Source organism: Micromonospora sp. NPDC049204, from assembly GCF_040647935.1.
Classification (GTDB): Bacteria; Actinomycetota; Actinomycetes; order Mycobacteriales; family Micromonosporaceae; genus Micromonospora.
The window spans coordinates 166,857-192,523 of record NZ_JBEZDC010000005.1; the positions used below are offsets into that span (position 1 = coordinate 166,857).

The window sequence follows — 25,667 nt, forward strand, 5'->3', positions numbered from 1 at the left end:
CGAGCCTAGGGGTCCGCGGATCCGTCCCTCGATCAGCCGGTCGGCCGCAGCTTCGGCAGCACCTCCGCGCCGAACGCGTCGATGAAGCCGCGCTGCTCCTGCCCGACGTGGTGCAGGGCGATCTGGTCGAAGCCGAGTTGCGCGTACTCCTCCAGCCAGCCGACGTGCCGGCCCAGGTCGGCCGAGATGTTCACCATCTCGGCGACCCGCTGTTTCGGCACGTCGGCGGAGACCACGTCGAAGTGCTCGACGGTCTCCAGGTCCCAGCAGACCGGCGGGGCGAAGACGTTGCTGCGCCACTGGTCGTACGCGAGCGCCTCGGCCTGCTCCTGCTCCGGCGCCCAGGAGACGTGCACCTGCAGGTGCAGCGGGCCGCGCCCGCCGGCGCCCCGGTACGCGTCGATCATCTCGCGCAGGTGTGCCACGGGGGCGTTCACGGTGATCAGACCGTCCGCCCACTCGGCGCACCAGCGGGCGGTGGCCACACTGACGGCGGCGCCGACGAGGGCGGGCGGCTCCTCGGGGCGGGTCCACAGCCGCGCCCGGTCCACCCGGACCAGGCCGTCGTGGCTGACCTCCTCGCCGGCCAGCAGCGCCCGGATCACGTCCACGCACTCCCGCAGGCGCGCGGCGCGGACGTCCTTGCGCGGCCACGGGTCGCCGGTGATGTGCTCGTTGCTGGCCTCACCGGTGCCCAGGGCGGCCCAGAACCGGCCCGGGTACATCGCGCCGATGGTGCCGATCGCCTGCGCGATGATCGCCGGGTGGTACCGCTGGCCGGGCGCGTTCACGACCCCGAACGGCAGGCCGGTGGCCTGCAACGCCGAGCCGAGCCAGGACCAGGCGAAGCCGGACTCGCCCTGCCGGGCGCTCCACGGGGAGAAGTGGTCGGAGCACATGGCGGCGTCGAAGCCGGCCCGCTCGGCGTGTTTCACCGCCTCCAACAGGGCGCGCGGACCGATCTGCTCATGCGAGGCGTGGAATCCGAACAGCGTCATGGGCGCACTTCCTACCCATGACGGCACCGGCTGATGCCTGCGAGCTACTCGGCGTGCGCGCCGGCTCCGGCCGAGGCGGCACCCTCGCCCACCCAGACCGTCTTGGTGTTGCAGAACTCCCGCATGCCCAGCGCCGACAGCTCACGCCCGTAGCCGGAGTTCTTCACACCGCCGAACGGCAACTCCGGATAGGAGGTGGTCATGCCGTTGATGAAGACGTTGCCGGCGTCCAGGTCGGTGGCGAAACGCTCCTGCTCGGCCGGGTCCCGGGTCCAGGCGTTCGAGCCGAGCCCGAAGTTGGTGCCGTTGGCGACCTCGATCGCCTCCTCGTACGACGACACCCGGAACAGGCCGGCGACCGGGCCGAAGACCTCCTCGGACCACATCCGCATCGTCGGGGTGAGGTCGGTGACCACGGTCGGCGGGTAGAACCAACCCTCGCCGGTCGGCAGTTCGCCACCGCAGAGCACGGTCGCCCCGTTGTCCACGGCGTCGCGGACCTGGGCGTGCACCTCGTCGCGGCCACGCTCGCTGGCCAGCGGCCCCACGTCGGTGTCCGGGTCCATCGGGTCGCCGACCCGCAGCGCGGCCATGTTCGCGGCGAACTTCTCGGCGAACGCGTCGAAGACGTCGGTGTGCACGATGAACCGCTTCGCGGCGATGCAGGACTGGCCGTTGTTCTGACAGCGGGCGGTGGTGGCCACCTCGGCGGCCCGGTCCACGTCGGCGGAGGGCATCACCACGAACGGGTCACTGCCGCCGAGTTCCAGGACTGTCTTCTTCAGCTCCCGTCCGGCGATCTGGGCGATGGAGCGGCCGGCCGGCTCACTGCCGGTGAGCGTGGCGGCGCGGACCCGGGGGTCGGCCAGGATCGTCTCGACCGCGTCCGAGCCGACCAGCACCGTGGTGAACGCTCCCTCGGGGAAGCCGGCCCGGCGAAACACGTCCTCCAGCAGCAGTGCGGTCTGGGGCACGTTCGAGGCGTGCTTGAGCAGGCCGGTGTTGCCGGCCATCAGAGCCGGCGCGGCGAAGCGCATCACCTGCCAGAGCGGGAAGTTCCACGGCATCACCGCGAGCACCACACCGATCGGCTGGTAGCGGATGAACGCCCGGGTCGCCTTCACGGCGTCGGCGTCGGCCGGCTCGTCGGCGAGGAACCCCGGGGCCTTGTCGGCGTAGAAGCGGGCGGCCGTGGCGCACTTGGTCACCTCGGCCTGCGCCGAGGCGTACGTCTTGCCCATCTCCGTGGTCATGATCCGGGCGATCTCGTCGCGCTCGGCGTCGAGCAGGTCGGCGGCGACGGTCATCCACCGGGCACGCTGGTCGACGGTCGTCGTCCGGAGCTGCTGGTACGCGAGGTCGGTGCGCTCGATGGCACCGTCGAGCTGCTCGGCGGACATCGCCTCGTAGGTCTTGAGCACCTGGCCGGTGGCGGGGTTGGTGGTGGCGATGTGGGGCATCTCGTCCTCCTGTCACTCGAACAACGAGTGTCGTACGCCCGGCTCCTCGCGGTGCCGGGCGGCGCGGCGGCGCTGGATCACGACCAGGTCGACCACGGCGACCACGGCGAAGATCGCGCAGAGTACGCCGAGCCAGGCGATGCCGGCCCAGAACGCCAGCACCGCGAAGAGCACCATGATCACCAGCCCGAAGCCGGCGAGGGTGAGCCGGAGGTTCAGCGCGCTGTACGCGTGCCCGACCGTGCCACGGGCACGCCGGGGCTGCGATCTCGTCATGCCCAGGACCTACCCCCGATCGCCAGCGTTAACCGGCCTCGGACGGCTCGGTCAGTCGCGCCAGGCGCCGCGCGAGGCCGCCTCGGCCGCGTACGCCGAGAAGTCGCGCGCGTCGCGACCGGTCAGCCGGCGCACGGTGTCGGTGGGCTCGGCGTGGCCGAGGTCGCGCAGGGCCGTGAAGGCCGCGATCTGTTGCTCGATCTCCTCGGCGGGGACGCCCAGCGGACCCAGCGCGGCCCGGTAGTCGTCGGCTGTGCCGAGGTGGCGCACCGGTCGGGCCGACGCCCGGCTGATGATCTCGGTCGCCTCCGCGAAGGTGATCGCCCGAGGCCCGGTGACCTCGTAGACCGCGCCGGCGTGCCCGGGCTCGGTGAGGGCGGTCACCGCGACGGCGGCGATGTCGTCGGCGTCGACGAACGCCTGGCGTGCCCCGCCGACCGGCACGGCGACCTCGCCGATCAGCACCGCCTCCCGGAACACGCCCTCGTCGAAGTTCTGGTCGAACCAGTCCGCCCGCAGGATCGTCCAGTCGGTGTCGGCCTCGCGGACCGTCCGTTCGGCGGCCAGCAGGCGCTCGTCGCCCATCGCCTCGATCGCCCGGCTGGAGAGCAGCACCACGTGCCGCACCCCCTGCTCGACGGCCAACCGGACGAGGGCCGGCTCGACCGGCTGACCGTCCGGCGCCATCAGGTAGACCCCGGACGCGCCGGCCAGTGCGGGCGCCCACGTCGACTCGACCGACCAGTCGAAGCGCACCGGGCCGCCGCGGGAGGCGGCGCGGACCCGGACGCCCAACGCCCGCAGCCGGTCGGCCACCCGTCGCCCGGTGGTGCCCGTCGCGCCGAGCACGAGGATCGCCCTGTCGTCCATGTGCCCGAGTAGACCATCGACCACCGACAGGTTCCGACCGATCGGCTCCCCAGGCGGACGGCACCGGTGTGCTCGATTACATCCGTTCGCGTCGCGGCCCCCACTGCCCCCACGATGGGCGCATGTCAATGACCCTCGCCGTGCCGGTGACCGTCGCCATCGCCCGCCGTGTCGACCCGGCCCGGTCCAGCGAGATGGTGGCCTGGATGCGGGCCGGCACCGCGCTGGCCGAGGCGTTCCCCGGTTTCCTCGGCGCCGGCTGGGTGCAGAGCGGTCCCGGTTCGCCGGAGTGGCACATGCTCTACCGCTTCGCCGACGCCGAGACGCTGCGCCGGTGGGAGGAGTCGCCGCAGCGGCACTGGTGGCTCAGCTCGGCCCAGGGGATCGTCGAGCACACCCGGGTCGAGCGGCGTACCGGCATCGAGGGCTGGTTCGACCCGCCGCTGGAGCACTCGGTGGAGCCGGTGGCGCCGGTCGGGCCGGCGTCGCCGCCGAGGTGGAAGCAGGCGGTGACGATCTGGTTGGCGTTCTTCCCGCTGAGCCTGAGCGCCACCCTGCTGACCAGTCACTTCCTCGCCGCCGTGCCGTTGGCGGCGCGGGTGCTGCTGATGACGCTCTGCCTGACCCCGCTGATGACCTATCTGGTGCTGCCCCGGATCACCCGGGCGCTGCACGGGTGGCTGCACGGCCAGCCGGCACCCCGGCTGGATTAAAGCACCTCGCCGCCCGGCCATCGACACTCTGCCGCATACCCGACAGCAACTTCCCGATGAACCACCTCCTACGCATAGAGTTACCGCGCTGTCGCTCTGCGCTGCGGAACGGGGGACGTCATGCCTCGACGGTGGGTCGCCGCGCTGGCCTGTCTCGTCGCGCTCGTCGCGTTGGCCTGCGAGGGCGGCACGTCCGCGACACCCCGCCCCACGAAGAGCGCACCGCCGTCGAGCGGGCCGGGCGGCATCGCCTCCCTCGGTGACTCGATCAGCACCGGCTTCGCCTCCTGCCTGGTGCTCACCTCCTGCGAACGCAACTCCTGGTCCACGGGCGACGGGCTGCGGGTGGAGAGCCACTACCGGCGGCTGCTCGACCAGAATTCGGCGATCCGCGACCGGACGTACAACCACGCCCGGGCCGGGGCTCGCGCGGACGCGCTCGAAGGTCAGGCCCGGGCGGCGGTACGCGACCGTCCCGACTACGTCACGGTGCTCATCGGCGCCAACGACATCTGCCGGGGCGGGGTGGACGCGATGACACCGGTGGCGCGGTTTCGGGCCGACGTGGACCGGGGGATGCAGGTGCTGCGGACCGGCCGGCCCAAGGCCCGGGTGCTGGTGGTGAGCATCCCCGACCTGTACCGGCTCTGGGAGGTCGGGCACGAGGATCCGCGGGCGGTCCGCGCGTGGCGGCGGGGCGTCTGCCCGGCCCTACTGGCCGAGGCCACCTCGACGGCGCCCGCCGACCAGGAGCGCCGGGTGGCCGTCCGGGATCGGATCGACGCGTACAACGCCGAGCTGGTCGCGGCCTGCCGGGCGTACGGCTCACGCTGCCGCCACGACGGCGGCGCGGCGCACAGGGTCCGGTTCACCCTGGACCTGCTCAACCCGCTGGACTGGTTCCACCCCAACGCCAGCGGCCAGGACCGGCTCGCCGAGGTGACGTGGCGACCCTCCGGGATGGCCGGTTGACCCTCCCGGAGGGGCGGTCAGGGTTGGCGGGGTCCCGGCAGCGCGCTGCCCCGGGGGCGGTAGAGCGCCCGGGAACGCTGCGCGAGGTCCTTCGTGGCCGACGAGTTGGCCCAGGTGCCGAGCACGATGGCCGCGCCCGGGACGATCTTGGCGACGATCCGCTTGGCGGCTCGGACGCCGGCCATCTGGGCCAGCCGGACGCCGAGTTGCAGCATCACCCGACCGAGTGGACGCTGCCCGCCCAGGCCGAAGAGCGCGTCGGCGCGTTCCCGCCCGGCGGCCACGCCGAGCGCCAGTCGGGCGCTCTCGGCGACCTTGTGCACGCGCTGCAGCACCAGCAGGTCGGTGGCCCGGTCGCTGTGCAGCGGATCGACGTCGTACGCGGCGGCGATGTGCAACACCATCCGCGCCTGGGTCCAGGCCAGGACACCCACGTCGATCACGGCGCCGGGTAGTCCGGCCACGCCGGAGACCGCGCCGGACAGCCGGGCCAGGTTGACGAACTTGCGGGCCGCCTGATCGGCCAGGGCGTCGGACGACACCCCGGGCTGCTCGGCACGGGCCCGGTCGGCCCACTGCTCGGCTTCCGGCCCGAGCCGGCGCACCGCCTCCAGGGCGAGGTGCTCCGGAGCGTACTGGGGGTCGTCGCGCATCCGGTCCCAGAGACGGGCCGGCGGACCCTCGGGGGCGTCCGCCGGCCCGGCGGGCAGATCGACGGACGGCTGGGGAGTAGGGGCGGGCTGGCCGCCGGCGGGCGGAGTGTCGGTCACCGGGTCTCCCCTGGAATGGGAATGGCGGACAGGGCGGCCGATGGAGCGGTCAGCGGCGGCGGTTGGAGAACCGGGCGGCCAGACCCTTGAGCTTCTGCTGGTTGGCGGGCTTGGCCATCTCCTGACGACCCCGCTGAACCAACTGCTGCCCCTTCGGCGATCTCAAGAACGTGGTGATCCGCTGCATCAGTGACATGGCGTCCTCCTGTCGATGGTCCCTCAGTCATGTGTACCCCGAACCCGCAACACATGTACCCGGGATGCGACAGCCTCAACCCTGACCGTCCACAGTGGCCGGAAGACTACCGCCCCGCCGGCGCGATGGCGTCGACGACCCGGTTGGCCCGCCATTCGTGCTGCTGGTAGAACTCGGGGTACGCGGAGACCTGCACCGCCTGGGCCGCGTCGGTGAGTCGCATCCGCTCCCAGCCGGGCACCTGCTCCAGCGCGGAGAGGAACTGCCGGGTGGCGAACTCGGGGTCCATCAGCCGGCCGACCGGACCCCAGCCGCTGCTGGAACGCTGTTGGAACAAGCCGACCGAGTCGTGGTCCCAGCCGACGCCCTGGTGCGGGTAGTCCTGCGACTCGGGCAGCACACCGCTCGCCACGTTGTAGAGGTTGCTCTCCTGCATGGCGGTGGCGACCGCGATCACCAGACCCCGGCGGGGCACCCCCATCTTGCGGCCGGCGCGCACGATCGCCTCGGCGTTCTCCATCTGGTCCTCGTCCAGCCCGGCCACGGGCGCCGGCTTGGTCGGGCGGGCCGGAGCGGCCTTGCGGGCGGGTGCCGCGGTGTCCGGGTCGCCGGGGGTCGCCGAGGCGGACGGCGCCGGGACAGCGGCGCGGTCGAGACCACGCGAGGCGACGCCCTGCTCGGCCCGCTGGGCCAGCTCCGCGCTGGCGGGCCGGCCGGAGCGGGTCGCCGCGCCGGGCTTCTCGTCGCAGACCTGGGCCACGACGGTCAGGCCGAGGCAGCAGACCACGCCGGTGGCCAGGGCCAGCTGGGTCCGGCGTCGACCGGTCAGGCCCCGGGCGTACGCCCGGAGTCGACTCGCGGCGGTTGTCCGTTCGGCTGAGGTGCCATCCTCCGTATCGGCAGTAGGGCTGCTCGGGGCGTACGGGTCGTCGAGGGTGCCGTCGTCACGCATCAACCGAGGCTAGGCACGGCGGTAGTCCGATCACGCACGGTGATCACGTGGTGATCGCCACAGATCGGGGCCGCACTGGTGGACGTCGCGGGCGGGTCGACCCGCCCGGGGAACGTACCTCGCGTACCGGATGAACCCGGCGGCGCACGCAGGCCGGCACGGCCGGTGTCAGGCCCGGACATCGGGCCCGCGGTCCTGACATGATCGACAAACTGGGCCGATGGGTCGAACCACCCATCGGCCGATCGGCTGACCACCGCCGCCTGGCGGCGTAATCAGGCGAATAGTCCGGTCACGCCCATCCCCCGGGCGACGAATCGCCCGGCGCAGGAATGCGCCAGGATGGCGGGTACGTTGCCCGAACGGGTGCCCTCCGTCGCGTCGGCGCCCCGCAGGCACATTTCAGGGAGGTCCGCACCGGTGCTCGACCCACACGAGCTCTACCAGCTCACCGACGATTTGCCCGATCTCGGGCAACCGGTCCTGATCCAGGCCCTCACCGGGTTCGTGGACGCCGGCAACGCCAGCCGGCTGGCGCGCGAGCAACTGCTCACCTCGCTGGAGGGTCGACCGATCGCCACGTTCGACGTCGACCAACTCTTCGACTACCGGTCGCGACGACCGGTGATGACCTTCGTCGAGGACCACTGGGAGAGCGTCGACGCGCCCAAGCTGGAGCTGCACCTGCTGCAGGACGACGACGAAACCCCGTTCCTGCTGCTCACCGGCCCCGAGCCGGACCTGCAGTGGGAGCGGTTCGTGGCCGCCGTGGCCGGGCTGGCCACCCGCCTGGGCGTCCGGCTCACCGTGGGGCTCAACTCGATCCCGATGGCGGTGCCGCACACCCGTCCGACCGGCGTGACGGCGCACGCCACCCGCCCCGAGCTAATCGCCGGATACGAGCCCTGGCTGCAACGCGTCCAGGTGCCCGGCAGCGTCGGCCACCTGCTGGAGTTCCGCCTCGGCGAGCAGGGCCGCGACGCGTTGGGCTTCGCCGCCCACGTGCCGCACTACGTGGCGCAGACCGAGTACCCGGCCGCCGCCGAGGTGCTGCTCACCTCCGTGTCCCGCAGCACCGGGCTGCTGCTGCCCGGCGACGGGCTCCGCTCGGCCGCCGAGGTGGTCCGGGTGGAGATCGACCGCCAGGTCGCCCAGACCGAGGACGCCGCCGCCCTGGTCCAGGCCCTGGAGGAGCAGTACGACGCGTTCGCTCGTGGTCGGGGCGAGAAGAGCCTGCTCGCCCCGGACGCCGGGCCGCTGCCCACGGCCGACGAGCTCGGCGCGGAACTGGAGCGGTTCCTCGCCGAACAGACCCGTCCCGGCGACACCCCGGGCAGCTGACCCGGCGTACCCGGGACGGATGCGGCAGGCTAAGGGCATGCGCCTGGCGACCTGGAACGTCAACTCGGTGAAGGCCCGCCTCCCCCGGCTGCTGGAGTGGCTGGCCGACACCGGGCCGGACGTCGTCTGCCTGCAGGAGACCAAGTGCCCGGACGGCGCCTTCCCGGTGACCGAGGTGGGCGCGTTGGGCTACACCGTGGCCAGCCACAGCGACGGCCGGTGGAACGGCGTCGCCATCCTGTCCAGGGTCGGGCTGGACGACGTCCGGGTCGGGTTCGCCGGCGAGCCCGGCTTTCCCGACCCGGAGGCCCGCGCCATCTCCGCCACCTGCGACGGAGTGCGGATCTGGTCGGTGTACGTGCCCAACGGCCGGACACCGGACGACCCGCACTACGCGTACAAGCTGGCCTGGTTCGCGGCGCTGCGCGACGCGGTGGAGGCCGAGCTGTCCGACGGGCTCCCACTCGCCGTCTGCGGCGACTTCAACGTCGCCCCGACCGACGCCGACGTCTGGGACCCGGCGGTCTTCACCCACTCCACCCACGTCACCCCGGCCGAGCGCGCGGCCCTCGCGGCACTGCGCGACCTGGGCCTCGTCGACGTGGTGCCGACCCCGATGAAGGGGCCGCACCCCTTCACCTACTGGGACTACCGGGCCGGGATGTTCCACCAGAACAAGGGCATGAGAATCGACCTGGTGTACGCGTCCGCGCCCTTCGCCCGCGCGGTCGGTTCGGCCTACGTGGACCGGGAGGCCCGCAAGGGCAAGGGCCCCTCCGACCACGCCCCGATCGTGGTCGACGCGGAGCTGGTGCCCGCGGTGGAGGGGTTCTGAGTGGCTAGGGTGGGCAGATGGCAGTCGTGAAGATCAACGCAATCGACGTACCGCCCGGCGCCGGCGCGGAGTTGGAGAAGCGGTTCGCCGCCCGGGCCGGCACGGTGGAGAACTCCCCCGGCTTCCTCGGCTTCGAGCTGCTCCGCCCGGTGGCCGGCGAGACCCGCTACTTCGTCTACACGAAGTGGGAGAGCGAGGAGGCGTACCAGGCGTGGGCCGCCGGTCCCTCGCGCGCCGCCCACGCCGCCGCGCCCGGCGAGAAGCCCCGACCACCGGTCGCCAGCGGGGCCAGCCTGCTGGAGTTCGAGGTGGCGCTGCACGTCCCGCAGCCCTAGCCACCCTCGCGGTGCTGCCAGCCCGCACCACAGCCGAATCGCACCGGGCCGGACGTCTCCGTTGATAGCGTCGAGACGGCCCGAGCGGTAGCCGGCCACCAGTCGCCCTGCCTGCCGTTGCACGCCGTTCGCTCAGGGCACATCCCACGGTGCGGGGGTCCTGGCCATGTTCGACGGATTCGACGAGTTCGACATCGCCACGTCCGGCGCGACGATCCACGGACGTCGGGGCGGCAACGGGCCCCCGGTTCTGCTCCTGCACGGCATTCCCGAGACGCACCTCATGTGGCATCAGGTCGCGCCGCGTCTTGCCGAGCACTTCACGGTCGTCGCCACCGACCTGCGGGGTTGGGGCGACAGCGGCACACCGTCGAGCACGCCCGACCACGAGCCGTACGGCATGCGCGCCATCGCCCGCGACCAGGTCGAGGTGATGCGGAGTCTGGGGTACGAGCGGTTCCACCTCGTCGGCCACGATCGCGGCGCCCGCTGCGCGTACCGTCTCGCGCTGGACGCGCCGGACGCCGTCACCCGGCTGGCCGTCCTGGACGTCGTGCCGGTCGGGGACGTCTACAACCGCGCCGACCGGGCGTTCAGCCTCTCCTACTGGGTCTGGTCCTTCCTGGCCGCGCCGGCGCCGGTGCCCGAGCGGTTCATCGACGCGGCGCCCGCCGTGCTCGTCGACTTCATGCTCGACACCTGGCCCGAGGTGAAGGACGCCTTCCCGGCCGAGGTGCGGGCGGCGTACGTCAGGCAGTTCAGCGATCCCGCCCGGGTCCACGCGATCTGCGAGGAGTTCCGGGCGGCCGCGACGCTGGACTACCAGCAGGACGAGGCGGACCGCGGCAACCGGAAGATCGGCTGCCCGATGCTGTTCCTCTGGAGTCAACGTGGTCAGGTCGCGAAGCTCTACGACGACCCGCTCGCCATCTGGCGCGAGTGGGCCGACGACGTACGCGGCGAGCCGGTCGGAGTGGGGCACTTCATTCCGGAGGAGGCCCCCGACGAGACCACCCGCCAACTCCTCGCCTTCCTCAGCTGACGCAGGGCCGGGCTCGGGTCAGGGCTTGCGGGAGGACTGGAGGGTGGCGAAGGCGATCACGTTGTCGGCGTAGCCGGTGCGGCCGCCGATGAACTGGCCGCCGCAGGTGATCAGCCGCAGCCCGGCGGGCCCGTCGTCACCGTAGATGCGGTCGGCGGGCAGCCGGTCCTTCGGGAAGTGCTCGACGGTGTCGACCTTGAAGACCACGGTCGACCGGTCCGCCCGAGCCACCTCGACGAGGTCGCCGGGCTTGAGCTTGCCCAGGTCGTAGAAGACCGACGGCCCGCTCTTGGTGTCCACGTGGCCGACGATCACCGCCGGACCGGGTTCACCGGGCGTGGGACCGCGGTCGTACCAGCCGGTCTCGTTGTGCCGCTCCAGCGGCGGTACGGCGATCGAGCCGTCCCGCGCCTGCCCGACGGGTGCCACGGGCGCGGACACCTTGATCGCCGGGACGCTGAGGCGGATCGGGCGGCTGGCCGACAGTCCGGCCGACTCGCTGCGTGCCGGCCGGTCGCCACCGGCCGGGGCCAGGTCGAACGGGCCGACCGAGCGGCCCAGCCCCGCCCCGGTGGCGAAGACCCCGACCAGGACCAGCACCACGGCCAGCGGCACGGACCAGGGGCTGCGTCCGGGCGGACGACTACGCCGCGGCGTCACCGCGGTCGCCGGACGGGCAGCCACCGACGGGCGACCCGAGGCCGGCGGGCGCTCGTCGTCCGGCCAGCGGGAGCCGGGCGGCGGTGGCGTGGGGCGGAAGATCTCCACGGCGGTCAGTGCAGTCCGATGCCACGGGCGGCACGTGGTCGGCGCAGCGCCACCACGGCGAGGATCAGGCCGGTGACCGTCAACGCCGCGCCGACGGGCAGCAGCAGTTTGCCGGTCACGCCACCGGCACCGCCACCGAAGCCGGTGGCGGGACCGCGACTCGGGTGGGCCGGGACCTTCTTCACCACCTGGAGCATGGTCGAGGCGGTCTCGCCGTCGCGGCACTCCAGCTTGACCCGGTAGTTGCCGGGGCGGGTGCGCTCCCGCACCATCGGCGCGGCGGTGAGCACCCCACCCTGCGGCTGGACGCCGACCGCGCCGAAGGCGTCGGAGACGACGGTGGCGCCCACCGAGTTGTCCTGGCAACTGGCCCGGATCCCCACCAGGTAGCCGGGCTGCACCGTGCTGGGGCTCACCTCGACGAAGATGTCGATCGGCGGGTTGGGCTGCGGCTGACCAGCCGACGGGCCAGGCTGCGGCGCGGCGAACACCGGCGCGGCGGCCACCGGGACGGCGGCGTACGAAGGGGCTGCACTCAGCAGGGGGCCGGCGAGAACGGTCAACACCGACAGGGTCACGCCGCCGCGGGTCACTGCCACGATGCCCCCTCTCGACGCCGCGCGGCCGAGTCGGGCAGCGGAGCACCCGACCTGCCGTACCAGTTGGATCCTCTCATTTCCGGTCGCACATCACATCCGATTCGCTGGCGAGGTCGCGTACGCTCGATTGGCTGTGACCGCCACCGACCATGACCCCGCCGTCCCGCCCGTGAGCCGGACGATTCGAACGTTCCACCCCCGCCGGGGTCGGATGAGCGACCGGCAGACCGACGCGCTGAGCCGGCTCTGGCCCGCGTACGGCCTGGATGTTCCGGACGGACCGGTCGCGCCCGTCGACCTGGCCGACCTGTTCGGTCGTCGGGCGCCGGTGGTGCTGGAGATCGGTTCGGGCATGGGTGACAGCACCGCCGTGATGGCTGCCGCCGACCCGGATCGAGATTATCTGGCGGTCGAGGTGCACACGCCGGGAATCGCCAACCTGCTCGACCTGGTGGAGCGCGGCGGCCTGCGCAACGTGCGGGTGGCGCAGGGCGACGCGTTGTCCCTGGTCAGCGGCCTGCCCGAGGGCGTGTTGGACGCGGTGCACGTCTTCTTCCCGGACCCGTGGCCGAAGTCCCGCCACCACAAGCGGCGGATCATCCAGCCGGCGCACGTGGCGCTGCTGAGGTCCCGGCTGCGCTCCGGCGGCACGCTGCACTGCGCGACCGACTGGGCCGAGTACGCCGAGGCGATGCGGGAGACCCTCGACGCGGACCCGGAGCTGGTGGACACGTACGGCGGCTTCGCGCCGCGTCCGGCGCACCGGCCGGTGACGAAGTTCGAGCGGCGGGCGATCACGGCCGGCCGACCGGTGGCCGACCTGCTCTACCGCCGACGGTGACGCGCTGGCCCGTCCCGCCGACCCGCACCCGCCGGCCCGGACGGGGGTCCGGTGGACGCCGGGTTGGCGTAGCGGGGCATGATCCAGGCACCATGGACGGGATATGACGCTCACCGCCGCGCTGCCGACAAGCGCCGACCCCGACACCCTGTTCGACGCGTTCGCCGGCTGGGCGAAGGAGCGCGGCCTCGACCTCTACCCCCATCAGGAGGAGGCGGTCATCGAGATCGTCTCCGGCGCCAACCTGATCATGAACACGCCCACCGGCTCGGGTAAGAGCCTGGTGGCCATCGCCGCGCACTTCGCGGCCCTCGCCGACAGCCGGACGACCTTCTACACCGCGCCGATCAAGGCCCTCGTGTCGGAGAAGTTCTTCGCGCTCTGCGAGGTCTTCGGCGCCGAGAACGTCGGCATGCTCACCGGCGACGCCAGCGTCAACGCCGACGCCCCGATCATCTGCTGCACGGCGGAGATCCTGGCCAACCTGGCGCTGCGCGAGGGCACGAAGGCCGACGTCGGCCAGGTGATCATGGACGAGTTCCACTTCTACGCCGAGCCCGACCGGGGCTGGGCGTGGCAGGTGCCGATCATCGAGCTGCCGCAGGCCCAGTTCATCCTGATGTCCGCCACCCTGGGGGACACCACCCGGTTCGTCGACGACCTGACCCGGCGTACCGGGCGGGCGACCGCCGTCGTGCGCACGGCGGAGCGGCCGGTCCCGCTGATCTTCTCGTACGCCATGACGCCGCTGCACGAGACACTCGAGGAACTGCTGGAGACCAAGCAGGCCCCGGTGTACGTGGTGCACTTCACCCAGGCCGCCGCGCTGGAACGCGCCCAGGCGCTGATGAGCGTCAACGTCTGCTCCCGGGCCGAGAAGGACATGATCGCCGAGGCGATCGGTGCCTTCCGGTTCACCTCCGGTTTCGGCAAGACGCTCTCCCGGCTGGTCCGGCACGGCATCGGCGTACACCACGCCGGCATGCTGCCCAAGTACCGCCGCCTGGTGGAGACCCTCGCCCAGGCCGGCCTGCTCAAGGTCATCTGCGGCACCGACACCCTCGGCGTCGGCATCAACGTGCCGATCCGGACGGTGCTGTTCACCGGCCTGTCCAAGTACGACGGGGTCCGCACCCGGCTGCTCAAGAACCGGGAGTTCCACCAGATCGCCGGGCGGGCCGGTCGCGCCGGTTACGACACGATCGGCCGGGTCGTGGTGCAGGCCCCCGAGCACGTCATCGACAACGAGAAGGCCCTCGCCAAGGCCGGCGACGACCCGAAGAAGCGGCGCAAGGTGGTCCGCAAGAAGCCGCCGGAGGGCTCGATCGGTTGGGGCCAGCCCACCTTCGACCGACTCGTCGACGCCGAGCCGGAGCCGCTGACCTCCAGCTTCCAGGTCAGCCACTCGATGCTGCTCAACGTCATCGGCCGACCCGGGGACGCGTTCACCGCGATGCGGCACCTGCTCACCGACAACCACGAGGAGCCCCACGCCCAGCGCCGGCACATCCGCCGGGCGATCGCCATCTACCGGGCCTTGCGCGCCGGTGGGGTGGTGGAGGAGCTGCCCGAGCCGGACGAGACCGGCCGGCGGATCCGGCTCACCGTCGACCTCCAGCTCGACTTCGCGCTCAACCAGCCGCTCTCCCCCCTCGCGCTGGCCACCATCGAGCTGCTCGACGCCGAGTCCCCGTCGTACGCGCTCGACGTGCTGAGCGTGATCGAGTCGATCCTCGACGACCCCCGGCAGATCCTGTCCGCGCAGCAGTTCAAGGCACGCGGCGAGGCGGTCGCCGCGATGAAGGCCGAGGGCATCGAGTACGAGGCCCGCCTGGAACTGCTCGACGACGTGACCCACCCGAAACCCCTGGCGGAGCTGCTGGAGGCCGCGTACGAGATGTACCGGCAGGGCCACCCGTGGGTCGCCGACCACCAGCTCTCCCCCAAGGCCGTCGTCCGCGACATGTTCGAGCGGGCGATGACCTTCACCGAGTACGTGCAGTTCTACGGACTGACCCGCTCGGAGGGCCTGGTCCTGCGCTACCTGGCCGACGCGTACAAGACGCTGCGCCAGACCGTGCCCGAGGACGCCAAGACCGAGGAGCTGATCGACCTCATCGAGTGGTTGGGTGAGCTGGTCCGCCAGGTCGACTCCAGCCTGATCGACGAGTGGGAGCGGCTGCGCAACCCGTCGGACGTGGCCGAGGTGGCCCAGGCGCACGCCTCCCTGACCGACCGGCCGCCCGCGGTGACCCGCAACGCGCGGGCGTTCCGGGTGCTGGTGCGCAACGCGCTGTTCCGCCGCGTGGAGCTGGCCGCGCTGCGCCGCTGGGACCTGCTCGCCGAGTTGGACGGCGGCGACGGCTGGGACTACGACGCGTGGGCCGACGCGCTCGCGCCGTACTTCGAGGAGTACGACTCGATCGGCGTCGGTCCCGACGCGCGTGGGCCGGCGCTGCTCATGATCGAGCAGGGGCGGGAGCGGTGGACCGTCCGGCAGAGCTTCGACGACCCCAACGGTGACCACGACTGGGGCATCAGCGCCGAGATCGACCTGGTGGCCTCCGACGAGGTCGGCGCCGCGGTCGTCCGGATCACCGACGTCGGCCAGCTCTAGCGACCATCTCGACCCGGGCCGTTCCCAGCAGGAGCTGCCCGTTCAGCGGGCGTCGGCGAAATGGACGCTGCGGGCGGTCGGTTCCCAGGCCAGGAACTCGGCGCGGGCTTGCTCCAGGCTGGCCGAGATCGCGTCTGCCGCATCGTTGCCGAGGACCAGCCGCAGCGGGGTCGCGTCAGCGTCGAGTGCGGCGAGGATGGCGGTGGCGGCCTTGGCGGGGTCGCCGGGTTGCCGGCCGTCGGCCGCGTCCAGGTCCGCCGCGACCGCCCCCACGCTGTCGGCGTACGCGTCGATCGCAGGAGCGCGCAGCATGGCCCCGGCGGCGTTGAGGTTCGTCCGGAAGGCTCCCGGCTCGACGATCAGTACCTTGATCCCGAACGGAGCCACCTCGGCCGCCAGTGCCTCGGAGAGTCCCTCCAGGGCGAACTTGGTCGCCGAGTAGGCGGCGACTCCGGCGAAGGACATCCGCCCGCCCATGCTGCTGAGCTGCACGATGGCACCCGAACCCCGCCGGCGCATGTGCGGCAGCACCTCCCGGGTCAGGGCCGCGGGACCGAAGAAGTGCAGGTCCATCAGGTCCCGTAGCTGCCGGTCGGTGGTCGCCTCGACCGCGCCGACCAGAGCGCGGCCGGCGTTGTTGACGAGGACGTCGATCCGGCCGTACCGGAGGATGACCTGGGTGACCACCGCGGTGATCCGGGCTGCGTCCGTAACGTCGAGTTCGAGCAGGCATACCCGGTCGGGGTGGGCCGCGGCCAGGTCCTGGAGCGTCGGCGGGCGGCGGGCGGTTGCCACGACGGTGTCACCGGCGCTCAGTGCCGCCTCGGCGATCGTCCGGCCGAAGCCCGAGGAGGTCCCGGTGATCAGCCAGACCCGGCCGGTCGGCGGGCGGGGGGACGGGGTTTCGGTGGACATCTCGGCCTCCAGTGGCGCGATGAGCTGAAAACAGTGTGGCCAGCGGCTACCTGGCGCGTCCAAGACAGAAGATCGTTCAGGCCATAAGGCCGATTTATGATTCCGGGATGGAGCTGCGCCAACTGCGCTACCTGGTGGCGATCGACGAGGCCGGGAATCTGGGCCGGGCCGCCCAGGGGCTCTACGTCAGCCAGCCCGCTCTCTCCTACGCTCTGCGCAAACTGGAGGCGGAGATCGGCGTGCGGCTCTTCGACCGGCACGCAGGGGGCGTGACGCCGACCGCCGCCGGGCGCGACGTGATCACCGAGGCGCGCCGTACGCTCCGGCAGGTCGACCGGATCACGGCCGTGGCGCAGCGGCACCGGCGCGGCCAGACCGGGGTGCTGCGGGTGGGCTTCGAGGCGAGCGGCGCGGGCGAGCTGACGACGCGTTCCCGGGCGGAGTTCGCCCGCCGGTATCCGGGCGTACGGGTGGAGCCAAGGCGATTCGACTGGGGCGAGGAGGCCGGCGCGCTGCGCGATGGCCGGGTCGACGTCGCCTTCGTCTGGCTCCCGAACGACCTCACCGGTATGCGTGTCGAGGTGGTGCAGACCGAGCATCGGCTGCTTGCCGTGGCCCGGGAACACCCACTCGCCGGTCGGGACAGCGTCTCGATCCTGGACACCAACGACGAGCCGTTGGTGTGGACCGAGCGGGCGCCGCGCGAGTGGGTGGACTGGTGGGCGGTGAACCCGCGGCCGGACGGGTCGAGCCCTCGCTGGGGCCCGACCAGCAACAACGTCGAGGAGATGTTGGAGCAGGTGGCGGAGGGGACGGCCATCTGCTTCGTGCCGGAGAGCATGGCGAGCTACTACGCCCGTCCCGACCTCGCCTGGGTGCCGCTGATCGACGTCGAACCGCTCCGGATCGCCCTCGCCTGGCCCGACCGCACCGACACCCGACTCGTTGGCGGTTTTGCCCATGTGGTCCGGGAACTCGCCGCCGAGAGAGCCTAGCCGGACCGTTGCGGTGTGCGGCCGACCATCTCCACCAGGGGGGTCGCCGGCACGCCGGACGGCCCCCTTTGTCGCGTTTTCCGCACCCCCGTTTTCACTGGGCGATGTCAGACCCGTCGATTAGAATGTATGTACTAATCGAGTTCCTGACCTGCAGGATTACGACTAGGGAGGACGCTCGTGACCGCTCCCGCCTCCACGCCCCTCACCCCGTACGCCACGCTGCTCGGTTTCACCCGCTACGTCGACCGCACCGGCCCCACCAAGGCGACCTTCGTGGGCGGGCTGCGCAAGCAGCGCGCCAGTCGATCCGGCTTCAACCCGCACGGCCAGTTCGTCAAGGCCCTCAAGGCCGACATCGCCTTCCACACCGGCGGCACGCACCTGAGCGGGGTGGTCGATCTGGTCAAGCCACGCTGGCGCCCGCTCTACCAGGCGCTCGTCCCCGGGGCCACGACCTGGTTGCACTCCCTCGGCGAGCCGGCCGCCGTCGACCTCGCCCAGACCCGCGACGCCCTGGCCATGCTGGGCGACCTGCCCGTCAAGATCAACCCCCACTTCGGCGTACGCCACAGCGACGGTCGCGCCGAAGCGGTCCGCCTGCACTTCGACGAGACCCCACCGAGCGAGGAATCGGTGCTCGCCACCCTGCACCTGATGGCCCGCCACATGGACGCGGTGCTCCCGCACGCCGAGCCGGTCCTGGTCGACGTCCGCCGTGGCCAGGCCCACCGCATGCCCGGCGACGCCAAGCCCGACCAGATCGAACGCTGGCTGTCCGGCGAAGCCGCCGCCTTCCGCGCCATCTGGTCCACCGCCGCCTAACCCGACACCCCTCCACCCACCCATCCCCACGCCAACCCACCCCCACGGGTAACTCGGCAAGATCACGCTCGATGCAGGATGTAGTGGCCTCGCCTACCCGGGAGGCCACTACCTCCCTGTTCGAGCACGATCATGCGTACGGCCGCCGACGCACGATCCATGGTTATCCACAGGGGCAGCGTGGCGGGCGGCTGATCGGCCAGCCTGGAGCGCATGCCGAAAGCTCCGCGACGCCCGCCGCAGTTGCGTGGTCGGGTCTTCCGCGGCTCGATCGCCGTCTCGCGCGGCCTGCTGAGCCGAAACGACTTACGCAGTTCCGCCTGGAGACCACTGTTCCGAGACATCTACGCCGATGCCGGGGTCCGGGTCACGCACGGCATCAGGTGCGCCGCCGTCGATCGTTGGCTGATTCCGCCAGGAGCGGCCATCGCGGGCCGCTCCGCTGCGGCCCTGTACGGCTGCCCGGCACCCGCCGCGAGCGAGCCGGTGGACGTGCTGATTCCCCGGGCGACCCGGGTCGGGCCGACCGCCGGGCTCCGGATCCACCGCGGGGAGTTCGACCCCGGCGACGCGGTGGACAGGGCCGGACTCAGGGTGACAAGTCCGGAGCGCACCTGCTGGGATCTCGCCCGATGGCTCGACGTGGTCGAGGCGGTGGTACTCCTCGACGGCATGCTGGCCAGGCGGCTCACCGATGTGCCCGCCCTCCGCGAATACGCCCTGAACCGGGCCGGTCGACGCGGCTGGCGGTCCCTGCTGCGTGCCGTCGATCTGGCGGACGCCGGCGCGGAGTCACCCCAGGAGTCGCGGACCCGCGTACGGCTGGTGCTCGCCGGCCTGCCCCGCCCTCAGACGCAGTGGGTCGTCGCCGAGCAGGGTCGGTTCGTGGCCCGACTCGACCTGGCCTGGCCCGAGTTCAAGGTGGCGGTGGAATATGACGGGCTCTGGCACGACGATCCCGAGCAGTTTCAGCGGGACCGCCGACGGCTGAACCGACTGCTCGGCAACGAGTGGATCGTGCTGCACGTCACCGCCAAACGCCTCCGGGACGACTTCGACGGATTCCTCGCCGAGGTCAGGGCCGCCCTACGAGCGCGATCCCGCGCCATCCGGTCGCGATGATCGTGCTCGAACATGGATGTAGTGGCTTCCCTGCGCAGGGAAGCCACTACATCCTGGATCGAGCGCGATCATGCGCGGGGCGGGGCGGGGCGGTGCGGGGCTCCGGGGGGCTTGTCAGGCGGCGGGGAGGTACTTGGCCAGATCGTCGAGGATCTTGTTGGCGGCGCCGACGCCGATGCCGGTCATCCAGACCTCGTCGGAGACGGAGTACGCCTTGCCGGCCTTGACGGCGCTGAGGCCCTTCCAGAGGGTCCCGCCCGCGACCTTGGCCTGCTCGGCGGCGGCCTTGTCGCCGTACGCGGTCACGAAGATGACGTCACCGTCGACCTCGTTGACCCGCTCGGGGCTGACCAGGTCGAAGCGCTTGTCCTCCTTGTTGGCGAGCAACTGCCGCTCGGGGCGCCCGAGCCCGGTGTCGCCCAGGACGATGCCGGAGAAGGAGTCCGGGCCGTACACCCGGATGTTGCCGGGCAGGAACCGCACGATCGACACCTTGCGGGCGGCGGCGTCGCCGAGGGTGGCGCCGAAGTCCTTGGCCCGCTTCTCGTAGGCGCCGAGCAGGTCCTTGGCCTGCTGCTCACGCCCGAGCGCCCGGCCGTCGAGGAGGAAGTTGTCCTTCCAGGTGATGCCCACCTTGTCGGTGAACACGGTCGGCGCGATGGCGGACAGTTCGTCGTAGAACTTCTCCTGGCGGAACTTGCTGCCGAGGATGAGGTCGGGCTTGAGTGCGTTGATCGCCTCCAGGTCGGGCTCGGCGAGCACCCCGACCGTCTTGATGCTGGCGAGCTTGTCCGCGCCGAAGTAGGTCGGCCAACTCTTGGCCTCACCGGCCGTGGCGGCGCCGACGGGCGTGACGCCCAGCGAGAGCGCTGTGTCGATCTTGTCGGTGTCGAGCACGACGACACGCTTGGGCTCGGCCGGGACCTTTGTGGTGCCCATGGCGTGGGTGATCTCCCGGGTGTCCCCGGTGGTGGAGCCGGCGACCGGGTCGCTCTCACCGCAGGCGGTGAGACCGACGCCGAGGGCGACGGTCGCGGCGAGAGCGGCGACGAGACGACGCATCAGAGTCCTTTCGAGGGGTACGAGCCGACGAGCGGGATGGCCGCGTCGCCGGTGGGGCAGGTCAGGCGGAGTTGCCGCCGGTGTACGCGGGTACCACCAGCGGCGCGCCGGTGACCGGGCAGGGCACGACCACGCAGGCCAGCCCGAAGACGACGCGGACCAGGTCGGCGGTGAGGATCTCCCGGGGCGGTCCGGCGGCCACCACGGCACCGTCGCGCATCGCGACCAGGTGGTCGGCGTAGCGGGCGGCCTGGTTCAGGTCGTGCAGCACGGCGACCACGGTGCGGCCCCGCTCGACGCGTAGCCGGTGCAGGAGGTCCAGCACCTCCACCTGGTGGGCCAGGTCGAGGAAGGTGGTCGGCTCGTCCAGCAGCAGGGCGTCGGTGTCCTGGGCGAGCGTCATGGCGATCCACACCCGCTGCCGCTGCCCGCCGGAGAGGCTGTCCACCGGCCGGTGGGCCAGGTCGGTCACGTCGGCCAGGGTCATCGCCCGGTCGACGGCCGCGCCGTCCTCCGGCGACCACTGCCGCCACCACCGCTGGTAGGGCTGCCGGCCGCGCCCGACCAGGTCAGCCACGGTGACGCCCTCGGGCACCAGCGGGCTCTGCGGCAGGACGCCGAGGCGGCGGGCCACCTCCCGGGTGGGCAGCTCGCGGATCGCGGTGCCGTCCAGCAGGACCGTGCCCCGGCGCGGGCTGAGCAGCCGGGCCATAGTGCGCAACAGGGTGGACTTGCCGCACGCGTTCGGGCCGACGATCACGGTGAACGCGTCGGTGGGCAGATCCAGGTCGAGCCCGTCGAGCACGGTCCGCTCGTCGTAGCCGGCGACCAGGTCGCGGGTGGAGAGCATCACACGACTCCTTGAGGCGTCACGACGACCGCCGCCGTCCGCGCAGCAGCAGGAAGATCAGGTACGGGCCGCCGATCGCGGCGGTCAGCACACCGGCGGGCAGTTGGGTGGGTGCGAGCAGGCGTCGGCCGGCCAGGTCGGCCAGCACCAGCAGCAGCGCGCCGAGCAGCGCGGCGCAGACCAGCGGTGGCCGTTCGGCGCGGACCAGTCGACGGGCCACCTGGGGCGCGACAAGCGCGACGAAGTCGACGGCGCCGACCTGGGCGGTGACCATCGCGGCGACGAGGACGCCGGCGCCGGCCAGGCCGATCCGGCGGGCCACCGGGCGCAGCCCGACGCCGCGGGCGGTGTCGTCGTCCAGGGCGGTGCTGTTCAGCGCCCAACCGGCCCAGGCCAGCACCGGCAGCAGCACCAGCAGGGTGCCGGCGATCCAGGCGGCCTCGGTCCAGCCCTTGCCGGCCAGGGTGCCGATCAGCCAGATCTGCGCGCGCAGCCCATCGATCGGGTCGGCGGTGAGCATGACCACCTCGGTCAGCGCCCGGAAGGCGAACGCCACCGCCACGCCGGCGAGGACGAACCGCTGCGCGGCCAGCCCGTGCCGGGCGCCCAGGGCGAACAGCAGCACCGCCGCGAGCAGCCCGCCCACCAGCGCGGTGGGTGCCACCAGCACCGCCGCCATGCCGCTGGTCAGGGCCACCGTCGCGGCAAGACCGGCGCCCTGGGTGATGCCGATGACGTCCGGGCTGGCGAGCGGGTTGCGGGCCACGCTCTGGATCAGGGTGCCGGCGATGCCGAAGGCCGCGCCGGCCGTCGCCGCCAGCACGACCCGCGGCAACCGAAGATCAAAGACCACGAGGTCGTACGGGGTGCCGGCGCCGGAGAGGGCGCGCAACACGTCGGCCGGGGCGACGTACGGGGTGCCCAGGGAGAGGCTGAGCACGACGGCCAGCAGCAGCAGCACGGTCAGCACGGCGGCGACCAGCACCGCGCGACGGCGGATGACCAGGCTGACCGGGCCGAGCCGCAGCAGCGACCGTCCGGCCAGCCGGGCGTCGCCGTTGGTGGGTGACAGGCCGGCCGGGGCGGACGAACCCGCGGAGCGTTGGGTGGTGGTCACGCGGTCACCACCCGGGCGCGGCGGACCAGGACGGCCAGCAGCGGCGCGCCGATCAGCGCGGTGACGATCCCGGCCGGTATCTCGCCGGGTGGGGCGACGAGCCGGCCGACGACGTCGGCGCCGAGCAGCAGCGCCGGGCCGAGCAGGGCGGAGACGGCGAGGGTCCAGCGGTGGTCCGCGCCGACCAGGGCGCGGGCCAGGTGTGGCACGGCCAACCCGACGAAGGCGACCGGTCCGGCTGCCGCCACCGCCGCGCCGGTCAGCAGCACGGCGGCGAGACCACCGCCGAGGCGGACCAGGCCGATGCGGTGGCCGAGGCCGCGGGCCACGTCGTCGCCGAGGGCCAGCGCGTCCAGACCTCGGGCCACCAGGGCGGCAAGCACCAGCCCGGCGAGGACGAAGGGCAGCACCTGCGCGGCGACCGAGAGGTCGCGGCCGGCCAGCCCGCCGACCACCCAGAACCGGTACTCCTCGAAGGTGCGGGCGTCGATGCTGAGCAGCGCGTACACCCCGGAGGCCAGGCTGGCGTCGAGGGCCGCGCCGACGAGCGCGAGGGTGACCGGGCTGGCGCCCTCGCGGGCGCGGGTGGCGATGGCGAAGACCAGCAGGCCGGCGATCAGCGCCCCGGCGATGCCGAACCAGACGTACCCGGCGAGCGTGCTGACGCCGAAGACGGAGATGGCGAGCACCACACCGAACGACGCGCCCGCGCTGATGCCGAGGATGCGCGGCTCGGCCAGCGGGTTGCGGGTGAGCGCCTGGAACAACACGCCGGCCACGGCGAGGGCGAGACCGACGGTGAGGCCGAGCGCGGTACGCGGCATCCGCAACTCGCGCACGATGGTGCTGGCCTCGCCGCCGTCCGGTGCGACGAGAGCGTGCCAGACCTGGTCGACGCCGAGGTCCCGACTGCCGAGCGCGAAGCTGGCCAGCACGGCGAGCAGCAGCACCAGCGCGGAGCCGACGGTGACGGCCACCCGGCGGCCGGTGCGGGTGCCGGACCGGCCGCGGACCTGGGTCGGCCGGCTGGCGAGCGCGGTCACGAATCTCCCTGCACGATCGGGCTTAGGTTCGCCTAACCTTAGCCGACCTGCGGAAAGTGACCTAACCGGCGTCGGTCGATGCCGTCGAGGGCTCCTCCGGTACGCCCGGCGCGCCACCGTCGCCGGTCTCCGCGCCGCCGCGCGGCAGTACGGTCAGCGGCCGCATCATCTCGTTGTCCTCGTGCTCCAAGAGGTGGCAGTGCCAGGCATAGCGGCCCGGCAGGTCGAAGTGCGCCTTGATCCGGGTCACCTCCCACGGGTACGCGAGCACCGTGTCCATCCGCCCCCGGTGTCCCGGGCCGGGCCGCGCCCGGCCGGACTGCCCCTGGCCCAGCAACTCGAACTGGACCTGGTGCAGGTGGACCGGGTGCACGTGGCGGGTGAAGTTGCGCACCTCCCACACCTCGGTCGTGCCGAGGGTGGGCTGTTCGGTCACCGGGTCGCTCCAGCGCAGCGGCAGACCACGGCCACGCTCGTCGAGGACGCCGAGGAGCATGGTCATCGAGCCGTCGGACGTCCGCTCGTTGAGCGACAGCCGGCGGACCCGTTGGGCCGTTCCGAGCCGCGGTTGCCCCGGCAGCCGCAGCTGCTCCGGCGGCACGCTCGGGTCCACCTCGGCCGTATCGGTGACCACGAAGCGCAGCACCTGCCCGGTGGTCCGCGGGTCGGCCGGCGCGAAGTCCACACCCGGCCGGCCGCCGCCGTACATCCCGTCGGGTCCCTCGTTGACGAGGTACAGCTCGGTGCCGGCCGGCACGTCGGTGAAGTCGACGATCGCGTCGACCCGCTGGGCGGGGCCGAGCGCCACGCGCTCGTGCGGCACCGGCTCGGGCAGGAAGCCGCCGTCGCTGCCGATCTGCCAGACCGGGAGCACTGGACGGGCCGGCCGCGCGGTGGCGTTGGCGGCCACGCTGAGCAGCAGGAAGCGGCTGTTGCAGGCGTTCAGCAACCGGAATCGGTAACGCCGGCGCCGCACCGTGAGCGTGGGCCAGGTACGACCGTTGACCACCATGGTGGAGGCGGAGAACCCGGGCACCCAGGTCGGCGGCCCGTCGCCGCCGCCGGAGTATCGCCGCGGGTAGCGCAGCTCGCCGTCGGCGGTGAAACTGCGGTCCTGGATCATCAGCGGGATGTCGTGGTGTGCGGTGTGCGGCGCGTCGGCGCGGGCCGGCGCCGGGCCGGGCAGCACCCCGTCCGGCAGGTCGTCCCCACCGCCGCCGAGCAGGTAGAACCCGGCCGGCCCGGCGTAGACGTTCGCCCGGGTGAGCCCAAGCGTGTGGTCGTGGTACCAGAGGGTGCAGGGCCGCTGGTCGTTGGCGTACTCGAAGGTGGCCGAACCCGGCGCCCAGCGCAGGCCGGAGCGTTCGGCGAAGCGGGACCGGAACTCGCGGTACGCGCCGCCGGCCACGGCGAAGTCGGGCGGTAGGTCGCGGGCCACCGGCAGGTACCACGCCTCGGAGTGCCCGTCGCTCTCCTGCGTGCTGTGCCCACCGTGCAGGTGCACCACCTGCGGCACCGGCCCGCGGTATCCCTGCGGGCTGCCGTCCGAGTGCCCGTGTCGGTCGCGGCCCTCGACGCCACCGGCCGGGTTGGCCCAGTGCAGGGTGGGGTCCACCGGCAGCAGGTGCGGCAGGTAGTCGCCCCGGCCGTCGACGAGCTGGTTGACCCAGGTCACCCGCACCGGGCGGCCGACCCGCGCCACGATGCTCGGGGCGGGGTAGCCGAAGCTGTCGGGATGGGCGGTGGAGCCGTAACCCCACACGGTGGTGCGCGGCCACGACGGCGGCAGGATCTGCTGGCGGAACTGTCGCACCGCGATCTCGTACGTGTCGCGCTCCGGGTCGGTCGCCACCGCTGGCATGGCCGGCGGGATCCGCAGCGGTGTGACGTACTTCGGGATGTCACGGGCGTCCAGCGTCGCCAGCGCGGTGGCCGCCCGGCCGGACGTCGTCCAACCCGCCGGACCCAGCAGCGCGGCGCTGCCGGCGGCACCAGCCGCGAACAGCCGTCGTCTGGTGACCATGGCGCACCTCCACGTGTTCGCGACCCGGACAGAAGAAGAATGGGTTTCGCGGAGTGCCACCGGATGGGCAGAAGGCGGATCAGACCCATAAGAGGGACAAACCGCACCAGTCGCGTCCTAGGGTGTGGGC

26 protein-coding genes are annotated in these 25,667 nt (G+C 72.5%); 11 read left to right on the forward strand and 15 right to left on the reverse strand.

Annotation, left to right across the window (positions count from 1 at the left end; genetic code table 11):
- Positions 1–32: 32 nt before the first annotated feature.
- The 4 genes from AB0A90_RS12255 to AB0A90_RS12270 are packed head-to-tail and all read right to left on the reverse strand — an operon-like array spanning position 33 to position 3,604.
- Entirely contained in the window at positions 33–998 is a 966-nt protein-coding gene (locus tag AB0A90_RS12255; protein WP_357245558.1) for a TIGR03885 family FMN-dependent LLM class oxidoreductase, read from the reverse strand.
- Between the two features lie 44 nt (positions 999–1,042).
- The gene (locus AB0A90_RS12260; protein WP_357245561.1) at positions 1,043–2,458 is read right to left on the reverse strand and encodes an NADP-dependent succinic semialdehyde dehydrogenase; all 1,416 of its coding nucleotides are present in this window, start codon (positions 2,456–2,458) and stop codon (positions 1,043–1,045) included.
- Between the two features lie 12 nt (positions 2,459–2,470).
- Positions 2,471–2,734: a DUF6343 family protein gene (locus tag AB0A90_RS12265; protein WP_357245564.1), complete on the reverse strand. Its 264-nt coding sequence runs from the start codon at positions 2,732–2,734 to the stop codon at positions 2,471–2,473.
- 51 nt (positions 2,735–2,785) lie between these two features.
- Positions 2,786–3,604 (reverse strand): NAD(P)H-binding protein, encoded by an 819-nt coding sequence (locus AB0A90_RS12270; protein WP_357245568.1) that lies wholly within the window; start codon positions 3,602–3,604, stop codon positions 2,786–2,788.
- Positions 3,605–3,726: 122 nt separating this feature from the next.
- Here AB0A90_RS12270 and AB0A90_RS12275 point away from each other — a divergent pair, with 122 nt between their 5' ends.
- Both AB0A90_RS12275 and AB0A90_RS12280 read left to right on the forward strand, forming a co-directional pair.
- Positions 3,727–4,317, forward strand: coding sequence for an antibiotic biosynthesis monooxygenase (locus AB0A90_RS12275; RefSeq protein WP_357245571.1), 591 nt, complete (start codon positions 3,727–3,729; stop codon positions 4,315–4,317).
- 120 nt (positions 4,318–4,437) lie between these two features.
- A complete protein-coding gene (locus AB0A90_RS12280; protein ID WP_357245574.1) occupies positions 4,438–5,289 on the forward strand; it encodes a GDSL-type esterase/lipase family protein in 852 nt (283 codons plus the stop codon).
- 17 nt (positions 5,290–5,306) lie between these two features.
- On the opposite strand, the gene AB0A90_RS12285 is transcribed toward AB0A90_RS12280, so the two are convergent.
- The 3 genes from AB0A90_RS12285 to AB0A90_RS12295 all read right to left on the reverse strand — a co-directional run bounded on the left by AB0A90_RS12285 (position 5,307) and on the right by AB0A90_RS12295 (position 7,207).
- The gene (locus tag AB0A90_RS12285; RefSeq protein ID WP_357245577.1) at positions 5,307–6,059 is read right to left on the reverse strand and encodes an EcsC family protein; all 753 of its coding nucleotides are present in this window, start codon (positions 6,057–6,059) and stop codon (positions 5,307–5,309) included.
- Between the two features lie 49 nt (positions 6,060–6,108).
- Entirely contained in the window at positions 6,109–6,255 is a 147-nt protein-coding gene (locus AB0A90_RS12290; RefSeq protein ID WP_357245580.1) for a hypothetical protein, read from the reverse strand.
- 106 nt (positions 6,256–6,361) lie between these two features.
- A complete protein-coding gene (locus tag AB0A90_RS12295) occupies positions 6,362–7,207 on the reverse strand; it encodes a peptidase M23 (protein WP_357245582.1) in 846 nt (281 codons plus the stop codon).
- 420 nt (positions 7,208–7,627) lie between these two features.
- Between AB0A90_RS12295 and AB0A90_RS12300 the strand changes: the two genes are divergently transcribed.
- The 4 genes from AB0A90_RS12300 (at position 7,628) to AB0A90_RS12315 (ending at position 10,760) form a co-directional block, all read left to right on the forward strand.
- Positions 7,628–8,548, forward strand: a complete 921-nt coding sequence (locus tag AB0A90_RS12300) for a PAC2 family protein (protein WP_357245585.1) — start codon at positions 7,628–7,630, stop codon at positions 8,546–8,548.
- A 37-nt stretch (positions 8,549–8,585) separates the two neighbouring features.
- Positions 8,586–9,383, forward strand: a complete 798-nt coding sequence (locus AB0A90_RS12305; RefSeq protein ID WP_357245588.1) for an exodeoxyribonuclease III — start codon at positions 8,586–8,588, stop codon at positions 9,381–9,383.
- A 17-nt stretch (positions 9,384–9,400) separates the two neighbouring features.
- Positions 9,401–9,718, forward strand: coding sequence for an antibiotic biosynthesis monooxygenase (locus AB0A90_RS12310; protein ID WP_357245592.1), 318 nt, complete (start codon positions 9,401–9,403; stop codon positions 9,716–9,718).
- A gap of 166 nt (positions 9,719–9,884) precedes the next feature.
- The gene (locus AB0A90_RS12315) at positions 9,885–10,760 is read left to right on the forward strand and encodes an alpha/beta hydrolase (RefSeq protein WP_357245596.1); all 876 of its coding nucleotides are present in this window, start codon (positions 9,885–9,887) and stop codon (positions 10,758–10,760) included.
- An 18-nt stretch (positions 10,761–10,778) separates the two neighbouring features.
- On the opposite strand, the gene AB0A90_RS12320 is transcribed toward AB0A90_RS12315, so the two are convergent.
- Both AB0A90_RS12320 and AB0A90_RS12325 read right to left on the reverse strand, forming a co-directional pair.
- Positions 10,779–11,420: a class F sortase gene (locus AB0A90_RS12320; protein WP_357246168.1), complete on the reverse strand. Its 642-nt coding sequence runs from the start codon at positions 11,418–11,420 to the stop codon at positions 10,779–10,781.
- 113 nt (positions 11,421–11,533) lie between these two features.
- A complete protein-coding gene (locus AB0A90_RS12325; RefSeq protein WP_357246171.1) occupies positions 11,534–12,130 on the reverse strand; it encodes a hypothetical protein in 597 nt (198 codons plus the stop codon).
- A gap of 208 nt (positions 12,131–12,338) precedes the next feature.
- Between AB0A90_RS12325 and trmB the strand changes: the two genes are divergently transcribed.
- Positions 12,339–12,968: a tRNA (guanosine(46)-N7)-methyltransferase TrmB gene (trmB, locus tag AB0A90_RS12330; RefSeq protein ID WP_357245599.1), complete on the forward strand. Its 630-nt coding sequence runs from the start codon at positions 12,339–12,341 to the stop codon at positions 12,966–12,968.
- 103 nt (positions 12,969–13,071) lie between these two features.
- Positions 13,072–15,585 carry a DUF3516 domain-containing protein gene (locus AB0A90_RS12335; RefSeq protein WP_357245602.1) on the forward strand — a complete coding sequence of 838 codons (2,514 nt, stop codon included), beginning with the start codon at positions 13,072–13,074 and terminating at the stop codon, positions 15,583–15,585.
- Between the two features lie 42 nt (positions 15,586–15,627).
- Here the strand turns inward: AB0A90_RS12335 and AB0A90_RS12340 are convergent, their stop codons facing one another.
- Positions 15,628–16,500 (reverse strand): oxidoreductase, encoded by an 873-nt coding sequence (locus tag AB0A90_RS12340; RefSeq protein ID WP_357245605.1) that lies wholly within the window; start codon positions 16,498–16,500, stop codon positions 15,628–15,630.
- A 107-nt stretch (positions 16,501–16,607) separates the two neighbouring features.
- On the opposite strand from AB0A90_RS12340, the gene AB0A90_RS12345 reads away from it, so the two are divergent.
- The 3 genes from AB0A90_RS12345 to AB0A90_RS12355 all read left to right on the forward strand — a co-directional run bounded on the left by AB0A90_RS12345 (position 16,608) and on the right by AB0A90_RS12355 (position 19,442).
- Positions 16,608–17,495, forward strand: a complete 888-nt coding sequence (locus AB0A90_RS12345) for a LysR family transcriptional regulator (protein WP_357245608.1) — start codon at positions 16,608–16,610, stop codon at positions 17,493–17,495.
- Positions 17,496–17,675: 180 nt separating this feature from the next.
- Positions 17,676–18,320: a hypothetical protein gene (locus AB0A90_RS12350; RefSeq protein ID WP_357245611.1), complete on the forward strand. Its 645-nt coding sequence runs from the start codon at positions 17,676–17,678 to the stop codon at positions 18,318–18,320.
- 213 nt (positions 18,321–18,533) lie between these two features.
- The gene (locus tag AB0A90_RS12355) at positions 18,534–19,442 is read left to right on the forward strand and encodes a hypothetical protein (RefSeq protein ID WP_357245614.1); all 909 of its coding nucleotides are present in this window, start codon (positions 18,534–18,536) and stop codon (positions 19,440–19,442) included.
- Between the two features lie 114 nt (positions 19,443–19,556).
- On the opposite strand, the gene AB0A90_RS12360 is transcribed toward AB0A90_RS12355, so the two are convergent.
- The 5 genes from AB0A90_RS12360 to AB0A90_RS12380 all read right to left on the reverse strand — a co-directional run bounded on the left by AB0A90_RS12360 (position 19,557) and on the right by AB0A90_RS12380 (position 25,537).
- Positions 19,557–20,504, reverse strand: a complete 948-nt coding sequence (locus AB0A90_RS12360; RefSeq protein ID WP_357245616.1) for an iron-siderophore ABC transporter substrate-binding protein — start codon at positions 20,502–20,504, stop codon at positions 19,557–19,559.
- Positions 20,505–20,565: 61 nt separating this feature from the next.
- Positions 20,566–21,354: an ABC transporter ATP-binding protein gene (locus tag AB0A90_RS12365; protein WP_357245619.1), complete on the reverse strand. Its 789-nt coding sequence runs from the start codon at positions 21,352–21,354 to the stop codon at positions 20,566–20,568.
- A gap of 19 nt (positions 21,355–21,373) precedes the next feature.
- Complete coding sequence (locus tag AB0A90_RS12370) at positions 21,374–22,471, reverse strand: iron ABC transporter permease (RefSeq protein WP_357245622.1); 1,098 nt, start codon at positions 22,469–22,471, stop codon at positions 21,374–21,376.
- Positions 22,468–23,514 (reverse strand): iron ABC transporter permease, encoded by a 1,047-nt coding sequence (locus tag AB0A90_RS12375; RefSeq protein ID WP_357245625.1) that lies wholly within the window; start codon positions 23,512–23,514, stop codon positions 22,468–22,470. Before AB0A90_RS12375 ends, AB0A90_RS12370 begins: the two co-directional genes overlap by 4 nt.
- A gap of 61 nt (positions 23,515–23,575) precedes the next feature.
- Entirely contained in the window at positions 23,576–25,537 is a 1,962-nt protein-coding gene (locus tag AB0A90_RS12380; RefSeq protein WP_357245627.1) for a multicopper oxidase domain-containing protein, read from the reverse strand.
- Positions 25,538–25,667 lie beyond the last annotated feature (130 nt).

Excerpts from the sequence above, each read along its gene's own strand:
- AB0A90_RS12255 (WP_357245558.1), bottom strand. The coding sequence starts at position 998 with ATGACGCTGTTCGGATTCCACGCCTCGCATGAGCAGATCGGTCCGCGC.
- AB0A90_RS12260 (WP_357245561.1), bottom strand. The coding sequence starts at position 2,458 with ATGCCCCACATCGCCACCACCAACCCCGCCACCGGCCAGGTGCTCAAG.
- AB0A90_RS12265 (WP_357245564.1), bottom strand. The coding sequence starts at position 2,734 with ATGACGAGATCGCAGCCCCGGCGTGCCCGTGGCACGGTCGGGCACGCG.
- AB0A90_RS12270 (WP_357245568.1), bottom strand. The coding sequence starts at position 3,604 with ATGGACGACAGGGCGATCCTCGTGCTCGGCGCGACGGGCACCACCGGG.
- AB0A90_RS12275 (WP_357245571.1), top strand. The coding sequence starts at position 3,727 with ATGTCAATGACCCTCGCCGTGCCGGTGACCGTCGCCATCGCCCGCCGT.
- AB0A90_RS12280 (WP_357245574.1), top strand. The coding sequence starts at position 4,438 with ATGCCTCGACGGTGGGTCGCCGCGCTGGCCTGTCTCGTCGCGCTCGTC.
- AB0A90_RS12290 (WP_357245580.1), bottom strand. The coding sequence starts at position 6,255 with ATGTCACTGATGCAGCGGATCACCACGTTCTTGAGATCGCCGAAGGGG.
- AB0A90_RS12295 (WP_357245582.1), bottom strand. The coding sequence starts at position 7,207 with ATGCGTGACGACGGCACCCTCGACGACCCGTACGCCCCGAGCAGCCCT.
- AB0A90_RS12305 (WP_357245588.1), top strand. The coding sequence starts at position 8,586 with ATGCGCCTGGCGACCTGGAACGTCAACTCGGTGAAGGCCCGCCTCCCC.
- AB0A90_RS12310 (WP_357245592.1), top strand. The coding sequence starts at position 9,401 with ATGGCAGTCGTGAAGATCAACGCAATCGACGTACCGCCCGGCGCCGGC.
- AB0A90_RS12315 (WP_357245596.1), top strand. The coding sequence starts at position 9,885 with ATGTTCGACGGATTCGACGAGTTCGACATCGCCACGTCCGGCGCGACG.
- trmB (WP_357245599.1), top strand. The coding sequence starts at position 12,339 with ATGAGCGACCGGCAGACCGACGCGCTGAGCCGGCTCTGGCCCGCGTAC.
- AB0A90_RS12335 (WP_357245602.1), top strand. The coding sequence starts at position 13,072 with ATGACGCTCACCGCCGCGCTGCCGACAAGCGCCGACCCCGACACCCTG.
- AB0A90_RS12340 (WP_357245605.1), bottom strand. The coding sequence starts at position 16,500 with ATGTCCACCGAAACCCCGTCCCCCCGCCCGCCGACCGGCCGGGTCTGG.
- AB0A90_RS12345 (WP_357245608.1), top strand. The coding sequence starts at position 16,608 with ATGGAGCTGCGCCAACTGCGCTACCTGGTGGCGATCGACGAGGCCGGG.
- AB0A90_RS12355 (WP_357245614.1), top strand. The coding sequence starts at position 18,534 with ATGCCGAAAGCTCCGCGACGCCCGCCGCAGTTGCGTGGTCGGGTCTTC.
- AB0A90_RS12360 (WP_357245616.1), bottom strand. The coding sequence starts at position 20,504 with ATGCGTCGTCTCGTCGCCGCTCTCGCCGCGACCGTCGCCCTCGGCGTC.
- AB0A90_RS12365 (WP_357245619.1), bottom strand. The coding sequence starts at position 21,354 with ATGCTCTCCACCCGCGACCTGGTCGCCGGCTACGACGAGCGGACCGTG.
- AB0A90_RS12380 (WP_357245627.1), bottom strand. The coding sequence starts at position 25,537 with ATGGTCACCAGACGACGGCTGTTCGCGGCTGGTGCCGCCGGCAGCGCC.